The organism is Glycomyces lechevalierae, assembly GCF_027622945.1.
Lineage (GTDB): Bacteria > Actinomycetota > Actinomycetes > Mycobacteriales > Micromonosporaceae > Glycomyces > Glycomyces rutgersensis.
The window spans coordinates 179139-195979 of the sequence record NZ_JAPZVQ010000005.1 but is presented as its reverse complement, the minus strand read 5'-3'; the positions used below and the strand labels follow the sequence as shown (position 1 = coordinate 195979).

14 protein-coding genes are annotated in these 16841 nt (G+C 69.4%); 11 read left to right on the top strand and 3 right to left on the bottom strand.

Going from position 1 to position 16841, the window contains the following annotated elements; translation table 11 throughout:
- Nucleotides 1-35: 35 nt before the first annotated feature.
- On the top strand, nucleotides 36-1673 hold the full coding sequence (gene groL, locus O2L01_RS11260; protein ID WP_270122024.1) for a chaperonin GroEL: 1638 nt from the start codon (nucleotides 36-38) through the stop codon (nucleotides 1671-1673).
- A gap of 307 nt (nucleotides 1674-1980) precedes the next feature.
- Here the strand turns inward: groL and O2L01_RS11255 are convergent, their stop codons facing one another.
- The gene (locus O2L01_RS11255) at nucleotides 1981-3717 is read right to left on the bottom strand and encodes an ABC-ATPase domain-containing protein (RefSeq protein ID WP_270122023.1); all 1737 of its coding nucleotides are present in this window, start codon (nucleotides 3715-3717) and stop codon (nucleotides 1981-1983) included.
- 189 nt (nucleotides 3718-3906) lie between these two features.
- On the opposite strand from O2L01_RS11255, the gene O2L01_RS11250 reads away from it, so the two are divergent.
- Entirely contained in the window at nucleotides 3907-4527 is a 621-nt protein-coding gene (locus O2L01_RS11250) for a helix-turn-helix transcriptional regulator (RefSeq protein ID WP_270122022.1), read from the top strand.
- 622 nt (nucleotides 4528-5149) lie between these two features.
- On the opposite strand, the gene O2L01_RS11245 is transcribed toward O2L01_RS11250, so the two are convergent.
- Nucleotides 5150-6277 carry an amidase gene (locus tag O2L01_RS11245; RefSeq protein WP_270122021.1) on the bottom strand — a complete coding sequence of 376 codons (1128 nt, stop codon included), beginning with the start codon at nucleotides 6275-6277 and terminating at the stop codon, nucleotides 5150-5152.
- Nucleotides 6278-6514: 237 nt separating this feature from the next.
- On the opposite strand from O2L01_RS11245, the gene O2L01_RS11240 reads away from it, so the two are divergent.
- The 3 genes from O2L01_RS11240 (at nucleotide 6515) to O2L01_RS11230 (ending at nucleotide 11458) form a co-directional block, all read left to right on the top strand.
- A complete protein-coding gene (locus O2L01_RS11240) occupies nucleotides 6515-7711 on the top strand; it encodes an LppU/SCO3897 family protein (RefSeq protein WP_270122020.1) in 1197 nt (398 codons plus the stop codon).
- Nucleotides 7712-8067: 356 nt separating this feature from the next.
- Nucleotides 8068-9132: a patatin-like phospholipase family protein gene (locus tag O2L01_RS11235; protein WP_270122019.1), complete on the top strand. Its 1065-nt coding sequence runs from the start codon at nucleotides 8068-8070 to the stop codon at nucleotides 9130-9132.
- A complete protein-coding gene (locus O2L01_RS11230; RefSeq protein ID WP_270122018.1) occupies nucleotides 9113-11458 on the top strand; it encodes a protein kinase domain-containing protein in 2346 nt (781 codons plus the stop codon). Before O2L01_RS11235 ends, O2L01_RS11230 begins: the two co-directional genes overlap by 20 nt.
- On the opposite strand, the gene O2L01_RS11225 is transcribed toward O2L01_RS11230, so the two are convergent.
- Nucleotides 11455-11826: a DUF5319 family protein gene (locus tag O2L01_RS11225; protein ID WP_270122017.1), complete on the bottom strand. Its 372-nt coding sequence runs from the start codon at nucleotides 11824-11826 to the stop codon at nucleotides 11455-11457. The genes O2L01_RS11230 and O2L01_RS11225 overlap by 4 nt on opposite strands.
- A 120-nt stretch (nucleotides 11827-11946) precedes the next feature.
- Here O2L01_RS11225 and O2L01_RS11220 point away from each other — a divergent pair, with 120 nt between their 5' ends.
- From O2L01_RS11220 to O2L01_RS11195, 6 genes are all read left to right on the top strand, one after another.
- Nucleotides 11947-12189 (top strand): hypothetical protein, encoded by a 243-nt coding sequence (locus O2L01_RS11220; RefSeq protein ID WP_270122016.1) that lies wholly within the window; start codon nucleotides 11947-11949, stop codon nucleotides 12187-12189.
- A 173-nt stretch (nucleotides 12190-12362) separates the two neighbouring features.
- Entirely contained in the window at nucleotides 12363-13931 is a 1569-nt protein-coding gene (gene guaB / locus O2L01_RS11215; protein WP_374727642.1) for an IMP dehydrogenase, read from the top strand.
- Between the two features lie 25 nt (nucleotides 13932-13956).
- Entirely contained in the window at nucleotides 13957-15078 is a 1122-nt protein-coding gene (locus O2L01_RS11210; RefSeq protein WP_270122015.1) for a GuaB3 family IMP dehydrogenase-related protein, read from the top strand.
- Between the two features lie 93 nt (nucleotides 15079-15171).
- Nucleotides 15172-15573, top strand: a complete 402-nt coding sequence (locus O2L01_RS11205) for a VOC family protein (RefSeq protein ID WP_270122014.1) — start codon at nucleotides 15172-15174, stop codon at nucleotides 15571-15573.
- Nucleotides 15574-15659: 86 nt separating this feature from the next.
- Nucleotides 15660-15875 (top strand): hypothetical protein, encoded by a 216-nt coding sequence (locus O2L01_RS11200; RefSeq protein WP_270122013.1) that lies wholly within the window; start codon nucleotides 15660-15662, stop codon nucleotides 15873-15875.
- Complete coding sequence (locus O2L01_RS11195) at nucleotides 15872-16288, top strand: type II toxin-antitoxin system VapC family toxin (RefSeq protein ID WP_270122012.1); 417 nt, start codon at nucleotides 15872-15874, stop codon at nucleotides 16286-16288. Before O2L01_RS11200 ends, O2L01_RS11195 begins: the two co-directional genes overlap by 4 nt.
- Nucleotides 16289-16841: the final 553 nt, after the last annotated feature.

Here is a 16841-nt window from a genome sequence, read left to right as displayed (position 1 = left end):
GTGAAGGGCCCGATCGTGTCTTAGGAAGGGAAACCATGCCGAAGATTCTCAACTTCGCCGAGGACGCGCGGCACAACCTGCTGCACGGCATCGACCAGCTCGCCGACACCGTCAAGGTCACGCTCGGCCCGAAGGGCCGCAACGTCGTCCTCCAGCGCTCCTTCGGCGCGCCGCTGATCACCAACGACGGCGTGACGATCGCCAAGGAGATCGAGCTCGCCGACCCGTACGCCAACCTCGGCGCGCAGCTGGTGAAGGAGGTCGCGACCAAGACGAACGACGTCGCGGGCGACGGCACCACCACCGCGACCGTGCTGGCCCAGAAGATGAGCCGCGCGGGCATCAAGGCGGTCACGGCCGGGGCGAACCCGATCGCGATCCGCAAGGGCATCGAGGCCGCGGCGAACGCCGTGTCCGAGGAGCTGCTGGCCCAGGCCATCCAGATCGACTCGCACGAGCACATCGCGCAGGTCGCGGCCGTCTCGGCGCAGGACCCGGAGATCGGCGAGCTCATCGCGAAGGCGATGGACTCGGTCGGCGTCGAAGGCGTCATCTCCGTCGAGGACGGCTCCAGCCTGGAGACGATCCTCGAGGTCACCGAGGGCATGCAGTTCGACAAGGGCTTCATCTCGCCGAACTTCATCACCGACCAGGACTCGCGCCAGACGGTCTTCGAGGACCCCTACATCCTCATCACCAACGCCAAGGTCGGCTCCATCGAGGAGCTGCTGCCGGTGCTGGAGAGGGTCGTCGAGACCTCGAAGCCGCTCCTGATCATCGCCGAGGACGTCGAGGGCCAGGCCCTCGCGACCCTGACGGTGAACGCCCTGCGCGGCACGCTGCGCGTGTGCGCCGTCAAGGCCCCGGCCTTCGGCGACCGCCGCAAGGCCATCCTGGGCGACATCGCGGCCCTCACGGGCGCCGAGGTCATCTCCTCCGAGGTCGGCCTCGAGCTCAAGGCCGCGGACCTCTCGCACCTGGGCCGGGCCCGCCGCGTCACCGTCTCCAAGGACGCCACCACGATCGTGGACGGCGCCGGGGAGAAGGAGACCGTCGACGCCCGCATCGCGCAGATCAAGCAGCAGGCCTCCACGACCGAGTCGTCCTGGGACCGCGAGAAGCTCGAGGAGCGCCTCGCGAAGCTCTCGGGCGGCGTGGCCGTCATCCAGGTCGGCGCGGCCACCGAGGTCGAGCTGAAGGAGCGCAAGCACCGGATCGAGGACGCGGTCAACGCGACCAAGGCCGCGGTCGAGGAGGGCATCGTCGCCGGCGGCGGCGCGGCCCTGGTGCACGCGATCTCCGTGCTCGAGAAGATCGAGCTCGACGACCCCGAGGCCCGCGTGGGCCTCAAGATCGTCGAGGAGGCGCTGTCCGAGCCCCTGCGCCGTATCGCGATCAACGCCGGCGAGTCCGGCGACGTGATCGTGAACGCGGTTGAGGGCAAGGGCTGGCGCGAGGGCTGGAACGCCGCCACCGGCGTGTACGAGGACCTGGTCGCGGCCGGCATCCTCGACCCGGTGAAGGTCACCCGCAACGCCCTGCTCAACGCCGGTTCGATCGTCGGCATGCTGCTGACGACCGAGGTGACGATCGTGGACAAGCCCGAGGAAGAGGAAGAGGAGGCCGGTCACGGCCACTCGCACTCCCACGGCGGGCACAGCCACTCGCACTAGCGCCGGGAGCCGGTCCCGACCGGCGAAGGAACGCACGCAAGGCCGCCGACGCCCCGTCGGCGGCCTTGCCGCGTTTCAAGACCCTGGTTTAGCCGCAGGTCGATCGGGGGGTCGGAACCGCAAGTGTCAACATCCCGACACTTAGTCGCACTACTGTCGGGAAACCGATAGAGTTCAAGAGCCTTCGCGGCCTTTGGGGATCGGAGCCGCGAAGGCACTTTTCTGCCCGTAAACAACGGGTTCGGCCCCTCACCGCCGCAAGCCCCCCAGAAAGCCCCGTCCGGGCCCGAACGGCAAGGGCCCCAACTCATTCGCCGCTCTGGCGCACCCGCAGCTCCCGCATCCGGTTGAGCGTCGCCGCCACCTCGTGCCGCCGCGGCACCGCCAGGTCGATGTCCCGGATCTTCAGCAGCTCGGCCTCGCCGAACACGTCCAGCACCTCGTCCATGCGGTCCAGCGCCTCAGCAACCGTGGCCTCCCCGTCGATCCAGCCGTGCCGCACGGCCGCCTCGATCGCCAGGCCGATCCCGGTGGTCATCGCCGGGTCGGTGATCTGCTCCACCGACCTCACATCGACATCGGACTCGCCGAACCGCAGCCCGTCCGTGCCCCCGGCCTTGATCTTCTGCTTCCCGCGCGACTCCGACGACACCGACCGCGGGTCGACGACGCGCGCCCGCGGCATCCGGAACCCCTCGGCCTCCACCTGCCGCCCGGTCGGCTTGGCCGCCAAGGCCTTCGCCCGCTCCGTCACATCCTCCGGCCGGTACGCGTCCATGAGGATCACCCGGTCCGCGACGTCCATGTAGTCGCCCGATCCGCCCATGACGAGTATCGTGGCCACCCCGTGCTCGTCGGCCATCGACCGCACCAAGTCCACCAGCGGCGTCAGCGGCTCGCGGTCCTTCGCCACGAGCTCCTGCATCCGCGCGTCCCGGATCATCAGGTTCGTCGCGGCCGTGTCCTCGTCGATGAGCAGCGCCGTCGCGCCCGCCTCCAGGGCCTCGACCACGGCCGCGGCCTGCGAGGTCGAACCGGACGCGTTCTCGGTCGTGAAATGCCGCGTGTCGTCCCCGCTCGGCAGGTGGTCGACGAACGCGTGCACGTCCACGCCCGTCACCGCGCGCCCGTCCTCGGCCCGGATCTTCACCGCCGACCGGTCCGCGACCACGAGATCCCTGCCGTCGCCGGGAACGTGGTCCCACACCCCGGACTCCAAGGCCCGCAACAGGGTCGACTTCCCGTGGAACCCGCCGCCGACGATCAGCGTCACGCCCGGCCCGATCCCCATGCCCCGCACCGTGCCCGCATGCGGCAGCTCGAACGCCACCGCCATCGACTCCGGGCTCGCGAACGGCACGCCTGATTCCAACGGCCGGTCGTCCACACCCGAGCGCCGGGCGAGCATCGACCCGTCCGCGACGAACGCCACGAGCCCCGCCGCCGCCACGGCCTCCCTGAGCGCCTTGACATCGTCGGCGTGGCGCGTCCACACCGTCGCCTCCTCCTCGCTCACCGCCAGCGCCTCGTCGGCCGCGTCCGGCAGCATCTCGCACAGCAGCCGCGCGGCCTGCCGGCCCGCGATCCGCCGCCCGTGCCCGGGGAACTGCGCGCCGAGCCGGAAGACCACCGACCCGTCCGCGCCCACGGTGCACGACGCGCGCCGCAGGATCTCCTGTCCGCCGCCGTCGATCCGCAGGTCCTTTGACGGACACGCCTTCCGGAACCGCTTCGCCAGCAGCACCGCCAGCGCGCGCCGCCGCTCGGGCGTCGCGTACCACTCTTCGAGCAGGTCAGCGGCCTCGGCGTCGAACTCGAGAGCGACTCGGCTGGGCGGCGCGTACGGGTCGGACTGCACCCGGGATATGTCCAGAATCGCCGGACCCGCCCACCATTTGCCACGCAAGGATTTATATCGGCCGTAACTCGTACCTTCCAGGGCCGTTAGTTCGTTAGACAAGTCATGGCGAGGTGGATGTGAACGATGGTCACCAATATCGCGGGCCTCGGCTCGGTACGGTCGTCCGCCTCTTCGCTGTGTCATGCCCCCAGTTTCCCATCCGGGACGAGGAACTCGGGTCAACCGAACCCGAACAGCATGCGTCCGCGACTCGCCCCGGAAACCTCGAAAAGTCACTCGAAAAACTCGCGCGAAACCGCGTCATGGCGGCGGACCGCCTGCGTGCTGGTAACAGAGACACGCACGGCCTACCGCAGCGAAAGGTAGAACAAAGTGAGAACCGTACTGGTCTGTGTTAAGACTCCTCAAGCCGGACAGAAGATCTCGGCCTGCGCGACCCGCATGGGCCTGGCGCAGGCGGTCAAGTCGGTCGAGGGCTCTTCCGAGCTGTTCCTCGAACTCGGGCGCCGCCAGGTGGACGTGGTGCTGGTCGACGTGGCCTTGGCCGCGCCCGACCCGGTCAAGTTCGTCAAGACCGTCCGCGCCCGCTCGCCCCGGACGGGAGTCCTCCTGTCCGGCGCGGCCGATCCGCGCACGGCGGCCATGGTGGTCGCCGCGGGCGCCCGGGGTGTCATCCGCACCCCGTCCAACAACTGCGACGACCTGCTGGTCGCGCTGGCGCAGGCGATCATGTTCGCCTCGCCGACGCTCCAGCGCGTCACCGAGACCGTGCCGCGGCAGCGCTCGACGCTGCAGGGCATGAAGCTCACCGAGCGCGAACTCCAGGTCCTGCGGGGCATGAGCGAAGGGAAGTCGAACGCGGAGATCGGGCGCGACCTGTTCGTCTCCGAGGACACCGTCAAGACCCACGCGCGGCGCATGTTCCGCAAGCTCGGCGCCCGCGACCGGGCCCACGCGGTGGCCGAGGCCTTCCGTTCCGGCCTCGTCTGCTGACCATCCACTAGCGACGGCCGCGTCCCGACTGGCAGGAGAGGACGCGACGTTCCCCGGATCGACACGCCCGCAAGGCGACCGTGGTGACCGGCAGGTCATGCACGGCGGTCCGCCGAGGCGAGGCGCGGTGGCGCGAGGCGCCCGACAGGCAGTTCCAGCAGTACACGGTGACATGACAGGACCGAGGGATTCCGCGGGGCGAGGGGGCCCCGCGGCACCGGCGCCCCGGTCCGCATCGGCATGAGACGCGGCAGCATCGCTTGGGCCGCAACAGGATCGGGACACCCATCGTCCCGACCGGACGCGAGTCGATGATCGATCGGGCACGCGCGCGAGCCGTCTCGACCGTCTGACGTGTCGGCCGCCCATCGGCCGACCGGACCGGCGAGCGGCCGCGAGCACTGGCCGTCTCGACCACCGGGCCGCCCATCGGCCCGGCCGAGACGGCCGGCCGCCGGTCGCCCGAACACGTGGTCGGAACGACCGTCTCGCACAGCACTGTCGCGCGATCGATCCGCCTGAGCCGCTTCCATTCTGGCCGATCGGTCCCGGCATGGCGGCCCCGAGAGGGGGCAGCCTCCGTCGGACGCGCCCGCGCCGATCGCCCCTGTGCGCCTGCGGCTCAGGCCAGTTCCAGCAGCCTTTCATCGCCGCCCGGTGCGGCCACGAGCTGAAGGCCCACGGGCAGACCCTCGACCGTGCCCGCCGGCACGGCCAGGCCCGGTGCGCCCGAGAGGCCCGCGATGCACGTCAAGCGCACGATCGCCTCCCGGTTCGGCTGGTCCCCGATCAAGAAGGCCGGTCCCGGCGCGGCCGGGATCGCCAGGGCCGTGCCCTCCGGCAGCCGGTCGCGCACGAGCGCGGTCACGCCGCTGCGGACCCGTTGCGCCGCATCGATGTCCGCGCCGTCCAGCTTCGCGGCATTGGCGAACCGCATCGCCACGCCCGGCCCGAACTCCGGCTCGTTCGCCTCGATCCACGCGCCGTGCGCCTGCCATGCCTCCCACGCCTGCAAGGTCGCGTACGCGACCCGCGCGGTCTCCAGCGGCGCCGCGTCCCCGCTCTCCGGGAAGAACGGCGTGCGGTCGATCGGCAGTCCCAGCGACTCGGCCTTCGGCATCACGACCGCCCGGGTCGCCTCCGGGATCTCCGCCCAGATGTCCTGCGGCGCCAGCAGTCTCGTGATCGGCCCGGCCTCCGCCGCGCCTTCGAGGAGCACTCCCATCGCGAGCCGCAGCGTCGCCGCGTCCCGCGTCAGGACCCCGGCCGTGTCGAACGACGGCGCCAGCGGCACCGCGCCCTCCAGACTCACCCGGCCGTGCGTCGGCCGCAGCCCGAACAGTCCGCAGTAGGACGCCGGGACGCGGATCGACCCGCCCGTGTCCGTGCCGAGCCCGATGTCCGCGCGCCCCAACGCGACCGCCGACGCCGAACCCGACGACGACCCGCCCGGCACCCGCCCGGGGGCGGCCGGGTTCTCGGGGGTCCCGTAGTGCGCGTTGGTGCCGTTGAGGCTCCACGCCAGCTCATCGGTGATGGTCTTCCCGACCACCCGCGCGCCGGCCGCACGCAGCCGCGCCACCGCGACCGCGTCCTCGCCCGGGACCTCGTGCGTCTCGAGCCAGCGCGGGTTCCCCGCGCCCGTGGGAACGCCCGCGAGGTCGAACAGGTCCTTGACCGCCAGGCGCAGACCCGCAAGGGGCCCTTCGTGTCCGGCGTCCTCGAACGTCCTGATGAACGGGTCAGTCAAGGCTCAGCTCCTTCGGCAGTGCGCAGTGGACGCCCTTGACGGGGTCGACCACCTGCGGGTTCGGCGACCGCCACGTTCAGGGTCCGGTCGTGGTCCAGTGTTCCGCAGTCTCGGCGAACGGACCGCCTAGGGCGGCCGCGAGTCGAAGTGTCGCTCGTCGTGACGGGACTGGGACGGACCCGTGACCGGGCGCCGCAAGCTCTCATCGAGGACCACCCCTTTCGATGAGGAGCGCCCATGGACTCGAACGGCCGCGACAGCGACGGCACCGCCCGCAAGCCCGACAAGGACGACAAGAAGGCCCGCCCGTCAGGGCGTCCCGCCGATGACGACGACGGCGCGGCGGCTTTCGGCGTGAGCTTCGGCGTCGGCGCTCCGCAACCGGCCGACCCGGCCGCGAGCGGCGGCCCCGACGTGAACGTCCCCTCCGGCGAGGCCGCCAGTCTCGGCTTCGACCCGAACCACGGCGTCACCGGCAACATTCCCTTCGCTGACACGCAGATCCCGGTCCCGGTCGGCGACCAGGTCGTCCCCGTGAAGGCCGTGCTCGGCCTGACGTTGAAGGGCTGGGCCGCGGTCGGCGGCGTGGTCCTCGCGGGACTCATCGGCGTCAGCGTCGCCAACGCCGACGACGATACCGGTCCGGGACCCGGCACCGGTTCCGCAAGTGAGACCGACGATTTCAGCATCGAACCGACCGACGACTGGGGGAGCGGGGAGACCGAGGACACGAGCGACTCCGTCGAGCCCGACCCGGTCGCGGATGCCGCCGTCGGCGACTGCTTCTACGTCTCCGGCGACATCACCGATGTCGAGGTCGACATCGAGTCGACCTACTGCGGCGCCGGGGCGTTCGAGGTGATCGACATCGTCGAAGGCACCAACGACCTCGGCGTCTGCGACGCCGACGTGTACTCCGACCAGTCGGTCACCTCCACGGTCACCGCCCGGGTCCTCTGCATGGCCTACATCCCCATCGACGGCGACACCGCCTACCGCGCCCAGACCGGCGAATGCGTATACGGCCCCAACGACTACAGCTCCGCCTGGACCACAACCTCGTGCGACACCGGATCGTTCCGCGTGCTCGAACGCTATGAGGGCCAATCGGACCCGAACGCCTGCGCCAACGACGCGTATGGCGAACGCTCACGGACCTACGCGGCGACCGACTCCTACTTCGATGTGACCCTCTGCCTGCAGATCGTCTACCCGGACGACATCGGGTACGCCGAGCAGTACACCTGCATGGTCCTGTACGAGGACGACACGTTCGCGTTCGCGGACAGCTGCGACACCGCGAACGTCCGCGTCGTGGGCCGCACCAGCGACTACGACGCCTCGGGCTTCTGCGACGGGTACGGCTGGTCCACCTGGAGCAGCCCCGAGTTCCCGGAGCACTCCTACACGGTCTGCTGGGAGTGGTACTACTGAGCGGGCGCCAAGTGTGAAGCCGCGGCGGGAGTTCGGTTGAACTCCCGCCGCGGGTGCTCTTGCGCCAGTTCCGCTGCTGACCGGCCGAGAACCCTGCCCTGCATGGCATCAGCTTCGACGAGGACAAACGCGCCGGGCCCCGGCCCGTCGCGGTCTTCACGGAGCCGCCGGTCGGGCCGATCGAATGGCGGGCGACCGGATGTGCCGCGCGATCGAGCGCGACGCCCGCAGGATCGCCTCCGGCTGGTGCTCCGGCGCTCCCGAGCGCGATTCGGGGACTGCGCATTGTGGGCGAACGGGCTATCCTGAGGACAATCCGATTCCGCCGCAACGCCGCACCCCTGAGCGAGGCCGAATTGTCCGACATCTATGCCCACGACGCCGACCGCTACTGGGCCGTCGATCACCCTGTCCTGGAACTGATCCGGGCCCGCCAAGCCGCAGGCTCCCAGCCCGGCGCGCGGACCGACGGCCACAAGCTCGGCCTCGCCGTCGAAGGCGGCGGCATGCGCGGCGTGACCTCCGCCGCCATGCTCGTCGCCCTCGACGACCTCGGCCTGCGCCCCGTCTTCGACGCCGTCTACAGCTCGTCCTCCGGCTCCATCAACGCCGCCTACTTCATGGCCGGCGGCGACTGCTGGTACCCGCTCACCATCTACTTCGACGACCTCGCCACCCGCAAGTTCGTCGACATCCGCAACATGTTCACCGGCCGCCCGCTCCTCAACCTCGACTACGCCTTCGACGAGGTCATCGAGACCGTCAAACCCCTCGACTTCGAGAAGATCCTCAAGAGCCCCACCGAATTCCACGTCACCATCAGCCTCGTGGACAGCCTGAAAGCCATCGGCCCCCACGAGTTCGAATCCCGAGACGACCTGAAAGCCGCACTCAAAGCCAGCTGCTGGATGCCCGTCGCCGTCCCCGGCACCGGCACGTTCCGCGGCGAACGCGCCCTCGACGGCGGCGTCCTCACCGCCCACCCGAGCCTCCTCGCCCTCGAAGACGGCTGCACCCACGTCCTCTCCCTCAGCACCAAACCCCTCAAAGCCCCGCCCACCCGCCTCTCGCCCGGCCGCCGCTACTCCATCGCCTACCTCGAACGCCTCCGCAAAGGCCTCGGCAAGGCCTACGTCGCCTCCCAGTTCCAATACCGCAGCCAGCGAAAACAGCTGCAGCACTGGATGACCGACCCCGGACCCGGCCCGCAGGTCCTCGACCTCGCCCCGCTCCCGTGGATGAAGGAAGTCGGCAACCAGACCCGCGACCGCGACGCGCTCATCACCGCCGCCCGCGAAGCCCACGCCGTCATGGCCGCCGCCGTGCAGAGCATCCCCGTCAAAGAGATCCGCGACGGCGCCTTCCGCTCCGTCCCCCGCATCGTCACCGTGAGGACCGCCGATGGCAAGCGCATTGGTTGACCGCCTCACCGACGCCTGCGCCCACCTCACCGGCCGCATCGACGACCGCGACGCCGCCACCGAACTCGACCAGTGGCAGACCGGCGACTGGCGCACCGCCCTCCTCGACCTCCCGCTCGACGAACGCGCCTACGCCGACCGCTTCGGCATCGACCGCGCCGCCGCCCTCGAACAGCTCTGGACCTGGTGGGCCGCACCCGAACCCGACGAACGCGTCAGCCACGCCACCACCGGCCACCTCGGGTTCTTCCTGCTCACACTCATCGCCATGCACCGCTCCGACCGGATGCGCTACCACGGCGAGACCTACGAAGGCGGCGACATCGCCGGCCGCTCCGCCGACGACCTCTGCCGCGACCTCGTCGCCCACCCCCGCGTCCAAGACGCCATCGAAGCCCTCTACCGGCCCGCCGACGAGGACACCGAAGCCCGCGACGTCTGGGACACGATCGACTTCGCCACCATGGCCTTCCACCGCCAGGGCACCACCTCGGTCATCGTCACCGTCGACTCCGACACCCCCAAAGCCGGCTGGGCCACCCACTACGCCCTCAAAATCCTCATCTACCCCTACCTGCGCCTCCCCGCGATCGTCAAGGCCACCAGGGACTACCAGCGCGACTTCGGCGGCGAACGCCCCGAAGGCTCGCCCCTCGTCACCGTGTGGGCCAGCCACGACAGCTGGGTCCTCATGGAGTTCGTCAAAGGCACCACCCTCACCGACCACCTCCGCACGATCGCCAAGGGCCGCAGGAAACCCAAGTCCGAGATCGTGCGGCCAGTCGACATCGGCCAACTCCGCGTCCTCGGCACCGCCCTGCTCGACGCGATGACCGCGCTGGCCGAGAACGTGGGCCACCACAACGACCTCACGCCGTCGAACATCATCGTCCAGGTCGAGAACCCGACCACGGTGAAGCTCAAGCTCATCGACCTCGGCGTGAACTTCCTCCACACGCGGACCCTCGTGGGCGCCGAGTCCCGCGAATCCGTGTACATCGCCCCCGAGGTCAAGGCCACCGGCAAAGGCGGCCACCTCGCCGACCTCTACTCGGTCGGCATGGTGCTCATGGCGATCGGCGGCATCCCGCACAGCGCCCCCGGCACGGTCCCCGACCAGTTCTACGTCGCTTCGGTCGGCCTCGCGCGGCTCCTCGAAGACCTCGTCGACGCCGACCCCTCGCAGCGCCTCGCCGTCTCCGGCATCGACGCCGGCCGCGGCCGGTTCACTGAGATCCGCGACCTCTTCGTGTGCGAACTCGAAGTCCTCGAAGCGGCCGAGAAGGACCGGCCGACGACCCGCCGCGAGCGGCTCAAGAACCTCCTGCCCGGCGTGGCCGCCGTCAAGCGCCAGCGCGAGATCTGGAAGGTCCGCCGCAGGCAGGTCAAGGCCACCGACGAAGCGACCCACCCCATGCGCGCCCACCACCTGCGGCAGGCGCGGGGCCTCAAACGCTGGGCCGTGGCCTGCGCGCTCTTGTCGTGGGTGACGCTCGCCCTCGTCCTCACCTGGTGGTCGCGGGACCTCGACCTGTTCTGGCAGGCCAAATGGATCGAGTACGCCAACTGGCTGTTCAACCGCTCAGGGCAGCAGGGCATCCCGCTGCTCGACGACATCCGCGCCGCCGACTACGAGATACCGGCCGCGTGGGACAACCTGCCGGTGCGGATCGTCGCGCTCGCCTACGCGATTCCCGCCCTGCGGCTGTACATGAACATCTTCGCGGACATGACCCCGCATTCGGCGATCCGCCGGCGGGGATGGACGGGCGTACGCACCGCGGCGGCCTCGTTCATGATGAGGGGCACGGCGATCTTCCCCACCGTGTACATCCTGCTGCCGACACTGGTGCAGCGGCGGTGGTGGGTGATCTTCAGCCCCATCGGGATCATCACGGTGGCGACGATGATCTCGGCGTGCCTGTGGTTCGCGCTCGACGCGAACCGGCGGGCCCGCGCCTGGCACAACGGGAAAGGTCTCTCCACCGTCCCCAAGAGAGACATCATGACGCTGCAGCGCTTGGAGTCCTGGCAGCCCGCGGCCTGGCTCTACGCCCTGCCGGTGGTCATCATCGGGATCTTCCTCTACAACGACCGGCTGCAGGACGAGCTCATGTACGCGATCGCGATCGCGCTCATCAACATCGGCATCTGGACCTTCAAGAACACCGGCTCCGACGCGCCGTACGTGCGGGCCGGGCTGACGCGGGCGATCCTCGCGGCCGAACGGCTCGACGTGCTCGAGGCGAGGGACGAGAAGCGGAAGGCGCCGCAGCCCCGCGCCGACGAGCCGGTGAAGACGGCCGAGACCGGGGCGGTCGCCTAGACCGCGTCCTCGCCGTGCGTCATGATCCAGCAGTCCGAGAACCCCCGGGCGTAGTCCCAGGTCACGTAATGGGCCGGATCGGGGTCGAAGGCCGGTTCGTGGACCTGCGCGCAGTTCGCCTCCAGGAGGCCGCGCAGGTTCGCCATGAGCAGGCCCCACGTGAAGTAGTGCGGTTCGTCGCAGTCGGCGCAGTCGACGACGACGCCCCGGTAGCCCTGCGGGTGCAGGACCTTCTCGAACAGCTCCAGTTCGTGGAGGTCTTCGAGGAGGTCCGCGCGGTCGTCCTCGTCCAGTTCGGGCTCGAACGGGGCGAGCGCGTCCGCGTGGTCGGGATCGTCGGCGAACGGGTCGCGTGGCTCCTCATACACATTTCCCAGCCTAACCCTTGGCAACGACCTTGCCGGGCGTGCGCGGTGGCGGGGTGGTGACTCCCGGATGCGTGCCAGCCTCGCCTCCGCGTGCTGACAGTGCGCGTCCCGCTCGTTAGCATGGGCCGCAAGTCAACCCGCAACACTGAGGAGACGGCCATGGACGGCTTCGGCGAGAACGTAGAAGAGATCTTCGACGATGTGGTGGACGGTGTCGCGGACACCGTGACCGACATCGACGCCACCGAGGTCTGGGAGGACGTCAGCGAGAGCGCCGGCGACGCCTGGGACTCCGTCTCGGAGTCCGACGCCTTCGAGACCGCCTCCGATGCGGTCACCGACGCCGTGGAAGACGTCTTCTAGGGCATACCGGCATATTCCGCAACGAGTCTGACGGTGCGGCGGGTGAGCGGGGCGACGCCCCGCTCACACCCGTCCGGTCATCCCCTGAATCCGCCGCGTTTCCGCTGCGAATCACACCTCAAGGGGACGTGTGCGCTTCGGAGCGACGCACGTTACGGCTCTACGATTGACCCATGGCGTTCTCAGGGGATTTCGGAATTCAGGGGCACGAGGGTGCCACCGGTGGGCGAGTCGGCGGCACGACGGTGCCGATGGGCGCGGCCGGTGCGATCCCGCTCGGTCTGACGTTCGACGACGTACTGCTCTTGCCCGGTGAATCCGATGTGATCCCGTCCGAGGTCGACACCTCGACCCAGCTCACCCGCAACGTCCGCATCTCGCTGCCGCTGCTCACGGCCGCGATGGACACCGTCACCGAAGCCCGCATGGCCATCGCCATGGCCCGCCTCGGCGGCCTCGGGATCCTGCACCGCAACATGTCCGCTGAAGAGCAGGCCCAGCAGGTCGACCTCGTCAAGCGCTCCGAGTCCGGCATGGTCGCCGACCCGGTCACGTGTTCGCCCGAGGACACCCTCGAGCAGGTCGACAAGCTCTGCGGCAAGTACCGCATCTCCGGCCTCCCCGTCACCGACGAGGACGGCAAGCTCATCGGCATCGTCACGAACCGCGACATGCGCTTCGAGAGCGACATGTCCGTGACCGTGGCCTCCGTCATGACCTCCCGCAACCTGGTGACCGCCCCCGAGGGCGTCTCCAGCGAAGAGGCCCTTGAGCTGCTCAAGCGCAACAAGATCGAGAAGCTCCCGATCGTCGACGCCGACGGCCGCCTGCGCGGCCTCATCACCGTCAAGGACTTCTCCAAGCGCGAAGAGTTCCCGAACGCCTCCAAGGACGACGTCGGGCGCCTCCGCGTCGGCGGCGCCATCGGCGTCGGCGACGACCAGTACGCGCGCGCCGGGCAGCTCGTCGAGGCCGGGATCGACATCCTCTCCGTCGACTCCGCGCACGGCCACTCCCGCGGCGTGCTCGACATGATCGCCCGCGTCTCCAAGGACTTCGGCGACAAGGTCGACATCATCGGCGGCAACATCGTCACCGCCGAGGCCGCGAACGCGATGATCGACGCGGGCGCCGACGGCGTCAAGGTCGGCGTCGGTCCCGGCGCCATCTGCACCACCCGCGTCGTCGCCGGCGTCGGCGCGCCGCAGGTCTCCGCGATCATGGACACCGTCCGCGTCGCCCGCGAACGCGGCGTCCCGGTCATCGCCGACGGCGGCATCCAGTACTCCGGCGACATCGCCAAGGCCATCGTCGCCGGCGCCTCCACCGTCATGATGGGCCAGCTGTTCGCCGGCTGCGCCGAGAGCCCCGGCGACCTCATCTACATGAACGGCAAGCAGTTCAAGCAGTACCGCGGCATGGGCTCGCTCGGGGCCATGCAGTCCCGCGGCGAGGCCAAGTCCTACTCCAAGGACCGCTACTTCCAGGGCGGCGTCGAGTCCAACGACAAGCTCGTCCCCGAGGGCGTCGAAGGTCAGGTCCCCTATCGCGGCACCCTCGCACAGGTGGTCTACCAGCTCGTGGGCGGACTGCGCAGCGCGATGGGCTACACCGGGGCCGGTACCATCGAAGGGATGCATGAACGTGGCCGTCTGGTCCGGATCACCGCTGCGGGCCTCAAGGAGAGCCACCCGCACGACATCCAGATGACCGTGGAAGCACCCAACTACCACACGCGGTAGTCCGGGCCCTGTAGGAGGAGTGACTGTGCGGGAATTGGTCGAGATCGGCCCCGGCAAGATCGTGGCGCGCGGCTGGCGGCTGTCCGAAGTGGCGCTCGTGCCGACCCGGCGGACCCGGGACATCGACGACGTCTCCACCGAATGGCAGCTCGACGCCTACCGGTTCGAGATCCCGGCCGTGGGGCACCCGTCCGACGCGACGATGAGCCCGACGTCCGTGATCGAGATGGGCCGCCTCGGCGGCCTCGGCGTGCTCAACGGCGAAGGGCTGTGGTGCCGCTACGTCGACCCCAACTCGCTGCTGAAGGAGCTCGCGGACACGCCCGCCGAGAACGCCATCGAGCGGCTCCAGGAGATCTACGCCGAGCCGGTGAAGCCCGAGCTCATCGCCGAGCGGATCGCCGAACTGCGCGCCGGCGGCATCACCACCGCCATCCGCTTCAGCCCCCAGCACACCGCCGAACTCGCGCCGCTCGCGGTCGAGGCCGGGGTGGACCTGCTGGTCATCCAGGGCACCATCGTCTCCGCGGAGCACGTCTCCTCCGGCGGCGACGTCCTGAACCTGAAGCAGTTCATCGCGGACCTGGACGTCCCCGTCGTCGTCGGCGGGGCCACCAACTACAAGACCGCGATGCACCTGATGCGCACCGGCGCGGCCGGCGTCATCGTCGGCGTCGGCTCCGACGACTGGTCCACCACGGACACCGTCCTCGGCATCGACGTCCCGATGGCCTCCGCGATCGTCGAAGCCGCGGCCGCGCGCCGCGACTACCTCGACGAGACCGGCGGGCGCTACGTGCACCTCATCGCCGACGGCGAGATGACCAACTCCGGCGCGATCGCCAAGGCCATCGCCTGCGGCGCCGACTCGGTCATGCTCGGCTCGATCCTCGCGGACGCCGCCGAGTCCCCGGCCGCCGGCGCCTGGTGGCACTCCGCCGCCTCCCACCCGAAGCTGCCCCGCGGCCGCTTCCGCCCGGGAGACTCCGGTGACGTCGAGGTCCCCGACCTCGAGGCGATCCTCTACGGCCCCAGCAATTCCTCCGACGGCTCCCAGAACCTCTTCGGAGGCCTGCGCCGGGCCATGGCCAAGACCGGCTACACGACGGTCAAGGAATTCCAGAAGGCCAGCCTGGTCACCGCGTAACCAGCAGAGAAGGGCCCGGAGCGCTGCCGCGTTCCGGGCCCTTTGTGCTGCAAGGACTTCCGTGAACGCCCCGGCTTGTGGGAGTATCTCCCGATGCTGAAACTCACCGATTTCATCATCGACTGCCCCGAGCCCATGAAGCTCGCCGCGTTCTACGCCGAGGTCACCGGCCGCCCCGTCAATGACAACAGCACCGACTGGGTCAGCATCACCTTCGGCGAGATCGAACTCGCCTTCCAGCGCGTCGACGACTACCGCGCGCCCTCCTGGCCCGACGACGAGCACCCCAAGCAGTTCCACCTCGACTTCGAAGTCGACGAGTTCGAACCCGAACACGAACGCCTCACCGCCCTCGGCGCCACCCTCCAGAAACGCTTCAGCAAAGGCGAAGGCTACGGCTGGCACATCTACACCGACCCCATCGGCCACCCCTTCTGCCTCTGCCGCAACAAGGGAGTCGTCTGGAAAGACGGCAACCCCATCCACCCCTCGTAACCCCGCCGCCGAGCAGACCGGGTTCAGCGCATCTCACGGACGGACGCCGTACGCTTGAATCCGACCACGCAAAGGGAGGTGTCGACATGACGAGCAAGGAACTGCTGCACCGTCTGGTCGAGGATCTCGGCGAGCCGCAGGCCGCCGAGGCGCTCACCTGGATTCGGGCACGCTACGCCATGCCCGATCCGGCCCGGAACGAAGCAGCTCTGCCCGACTGGATCGGGTCCTTCTCCTCCGGCCGCGGCGACCTCGCCGAGCGGCACGAGGAGATCCTGCGAGACGAGGGCGAAGCGCGTTGATCGTCGTCGACACCGGCCCGCTGGTGGCGCTGATGGACAACGATGACGATCACCATGCAAGATGCGTGGAGTGGTTTCGCACGGTGCGGGTACCGCTGTTGATTCCGGCGCCGGTGCTCACCGAGGTCTGCTGGCTCCTTGACCGGAACCGCGGTTCCAAGGCCGAGGCGCTGTTCCTGCGGGCGCTCGCCGATCCTCGCGGACCGCTGACGCTCAGCCCGACCACTGACGAGGAGCTGCTCCGCATCGCCGAACTGGTCGAGCGGTACGCCGACCTCCCGCTCGGGGCAGTGGACGCTTCAGTCGTCGCGCTCGCCGAGCGCCTGGGTATCGGTGAGGTGGCCACGATCGACCACCGTCACTTCAACATCGTCCGGCCCGCTCACGTCGGAGCTTTCACCCTTCTGCCTTGAACCGGTCGAGGAAGCCGGGCCGGGGCGGGGTCGTGATGCTTTTCGGCCATCCGTCTCAACGCTTCCCGGGGCCGTGTCGAGCAGGGTGTCGGCAAGGCCGCGCCAGTCCTCTCGATTTCCCCACCAGCAGGTGTCAGCACCCGGCGGCGCCTGCCGTCAGTGGCGACCTCGTAGATCCGGGCGTCGTGGGTGTTGCTCGGTGGCAGGGGGGTTCACTGCGCTCGCTCCTGGATGAGGTCGGTGAATCGCTTCCAGTCCTTGGGGTTCATGGCCCATTTCGGGATGAGGCTGTATCGCCTGCCGTCGGCGCGGACTTGGTAGAGGTTGCCGAGGCGCGTCGAGTATGGCGGGGCTTTCAGTTGTGGAGCCGCGGTGGGGGTGCTCGGCTCTGGTGGGGTGATTCTATCGAGGATGGTGGGCTGCGTGGGTTCTGAGCTGGTGTCCTGTTCGGGGGTGAGCGGGCTCGTACTTTCGGGCCAGGGACGGGTCGTGCTCTTGGGGAATTGTGCCTCTGCACACAGGTATCTGTCAGCTAGGCCACGTATCCTTGCGA

Bases quoted from the DNA above. Each gene is read 5' to 3' on its own strand.
- groL (WP_270122024.1), top strand. From the start codon at position 36: ATGCCGAAGATTCTCAACTTCGCCGAGGACGCGCGGCACAACCTGCTG.
- O2L01_RS11255 (WP_270122023.1), bottom strand. From the start codon at position 3,717: ATGACACAGCGAAGAGGCGGACGACCGTACCGAGCCGAGGCCCGCGAT.
- O2L01_RS11240 (WP_270122020.1), top strand. From the start codon at position 6,515: ATGGACTCGAACGGCCGCGACAGCGACGGCACCGCCCGCAAGCCCGAC.
- O2L01_RS11230 (WP_270122018.1), top strand. From the start codon at position 9,113: ATGGCAAGCGCATTGGTTGACCGCCTCACCGACGCCTGCGCCCACCTC.
- O2L01_RS11220 (WP_270122016.1), top strand. From the start codon at position 11,947: ATGGGCCGCAAGTCAACCCGCAACACTGAGGAGACGGCCATGGACGGC.
- guaB (WP_374727642.1), top strand. From the start codon at position 12,363: ATGGCGTTCTCAGGGGATTTCGGAATTCAGGGGCACGAGGGTGCCACC.
- O2L01_RS11205 (WP_270122014.1), top strand. From the start codon at position 15,172: ATGCTGAAACTCACCGATTTCATCATCGACTGCCCCGAGCCCATGAAG.
- O2L01_RS11200 (WP_270122013.1), top strand. From the start codon at position 15,660: ATGACGAGCAAGGAACTGCTGCACCGTCTGGTCGAGGATCTCGGCGAG.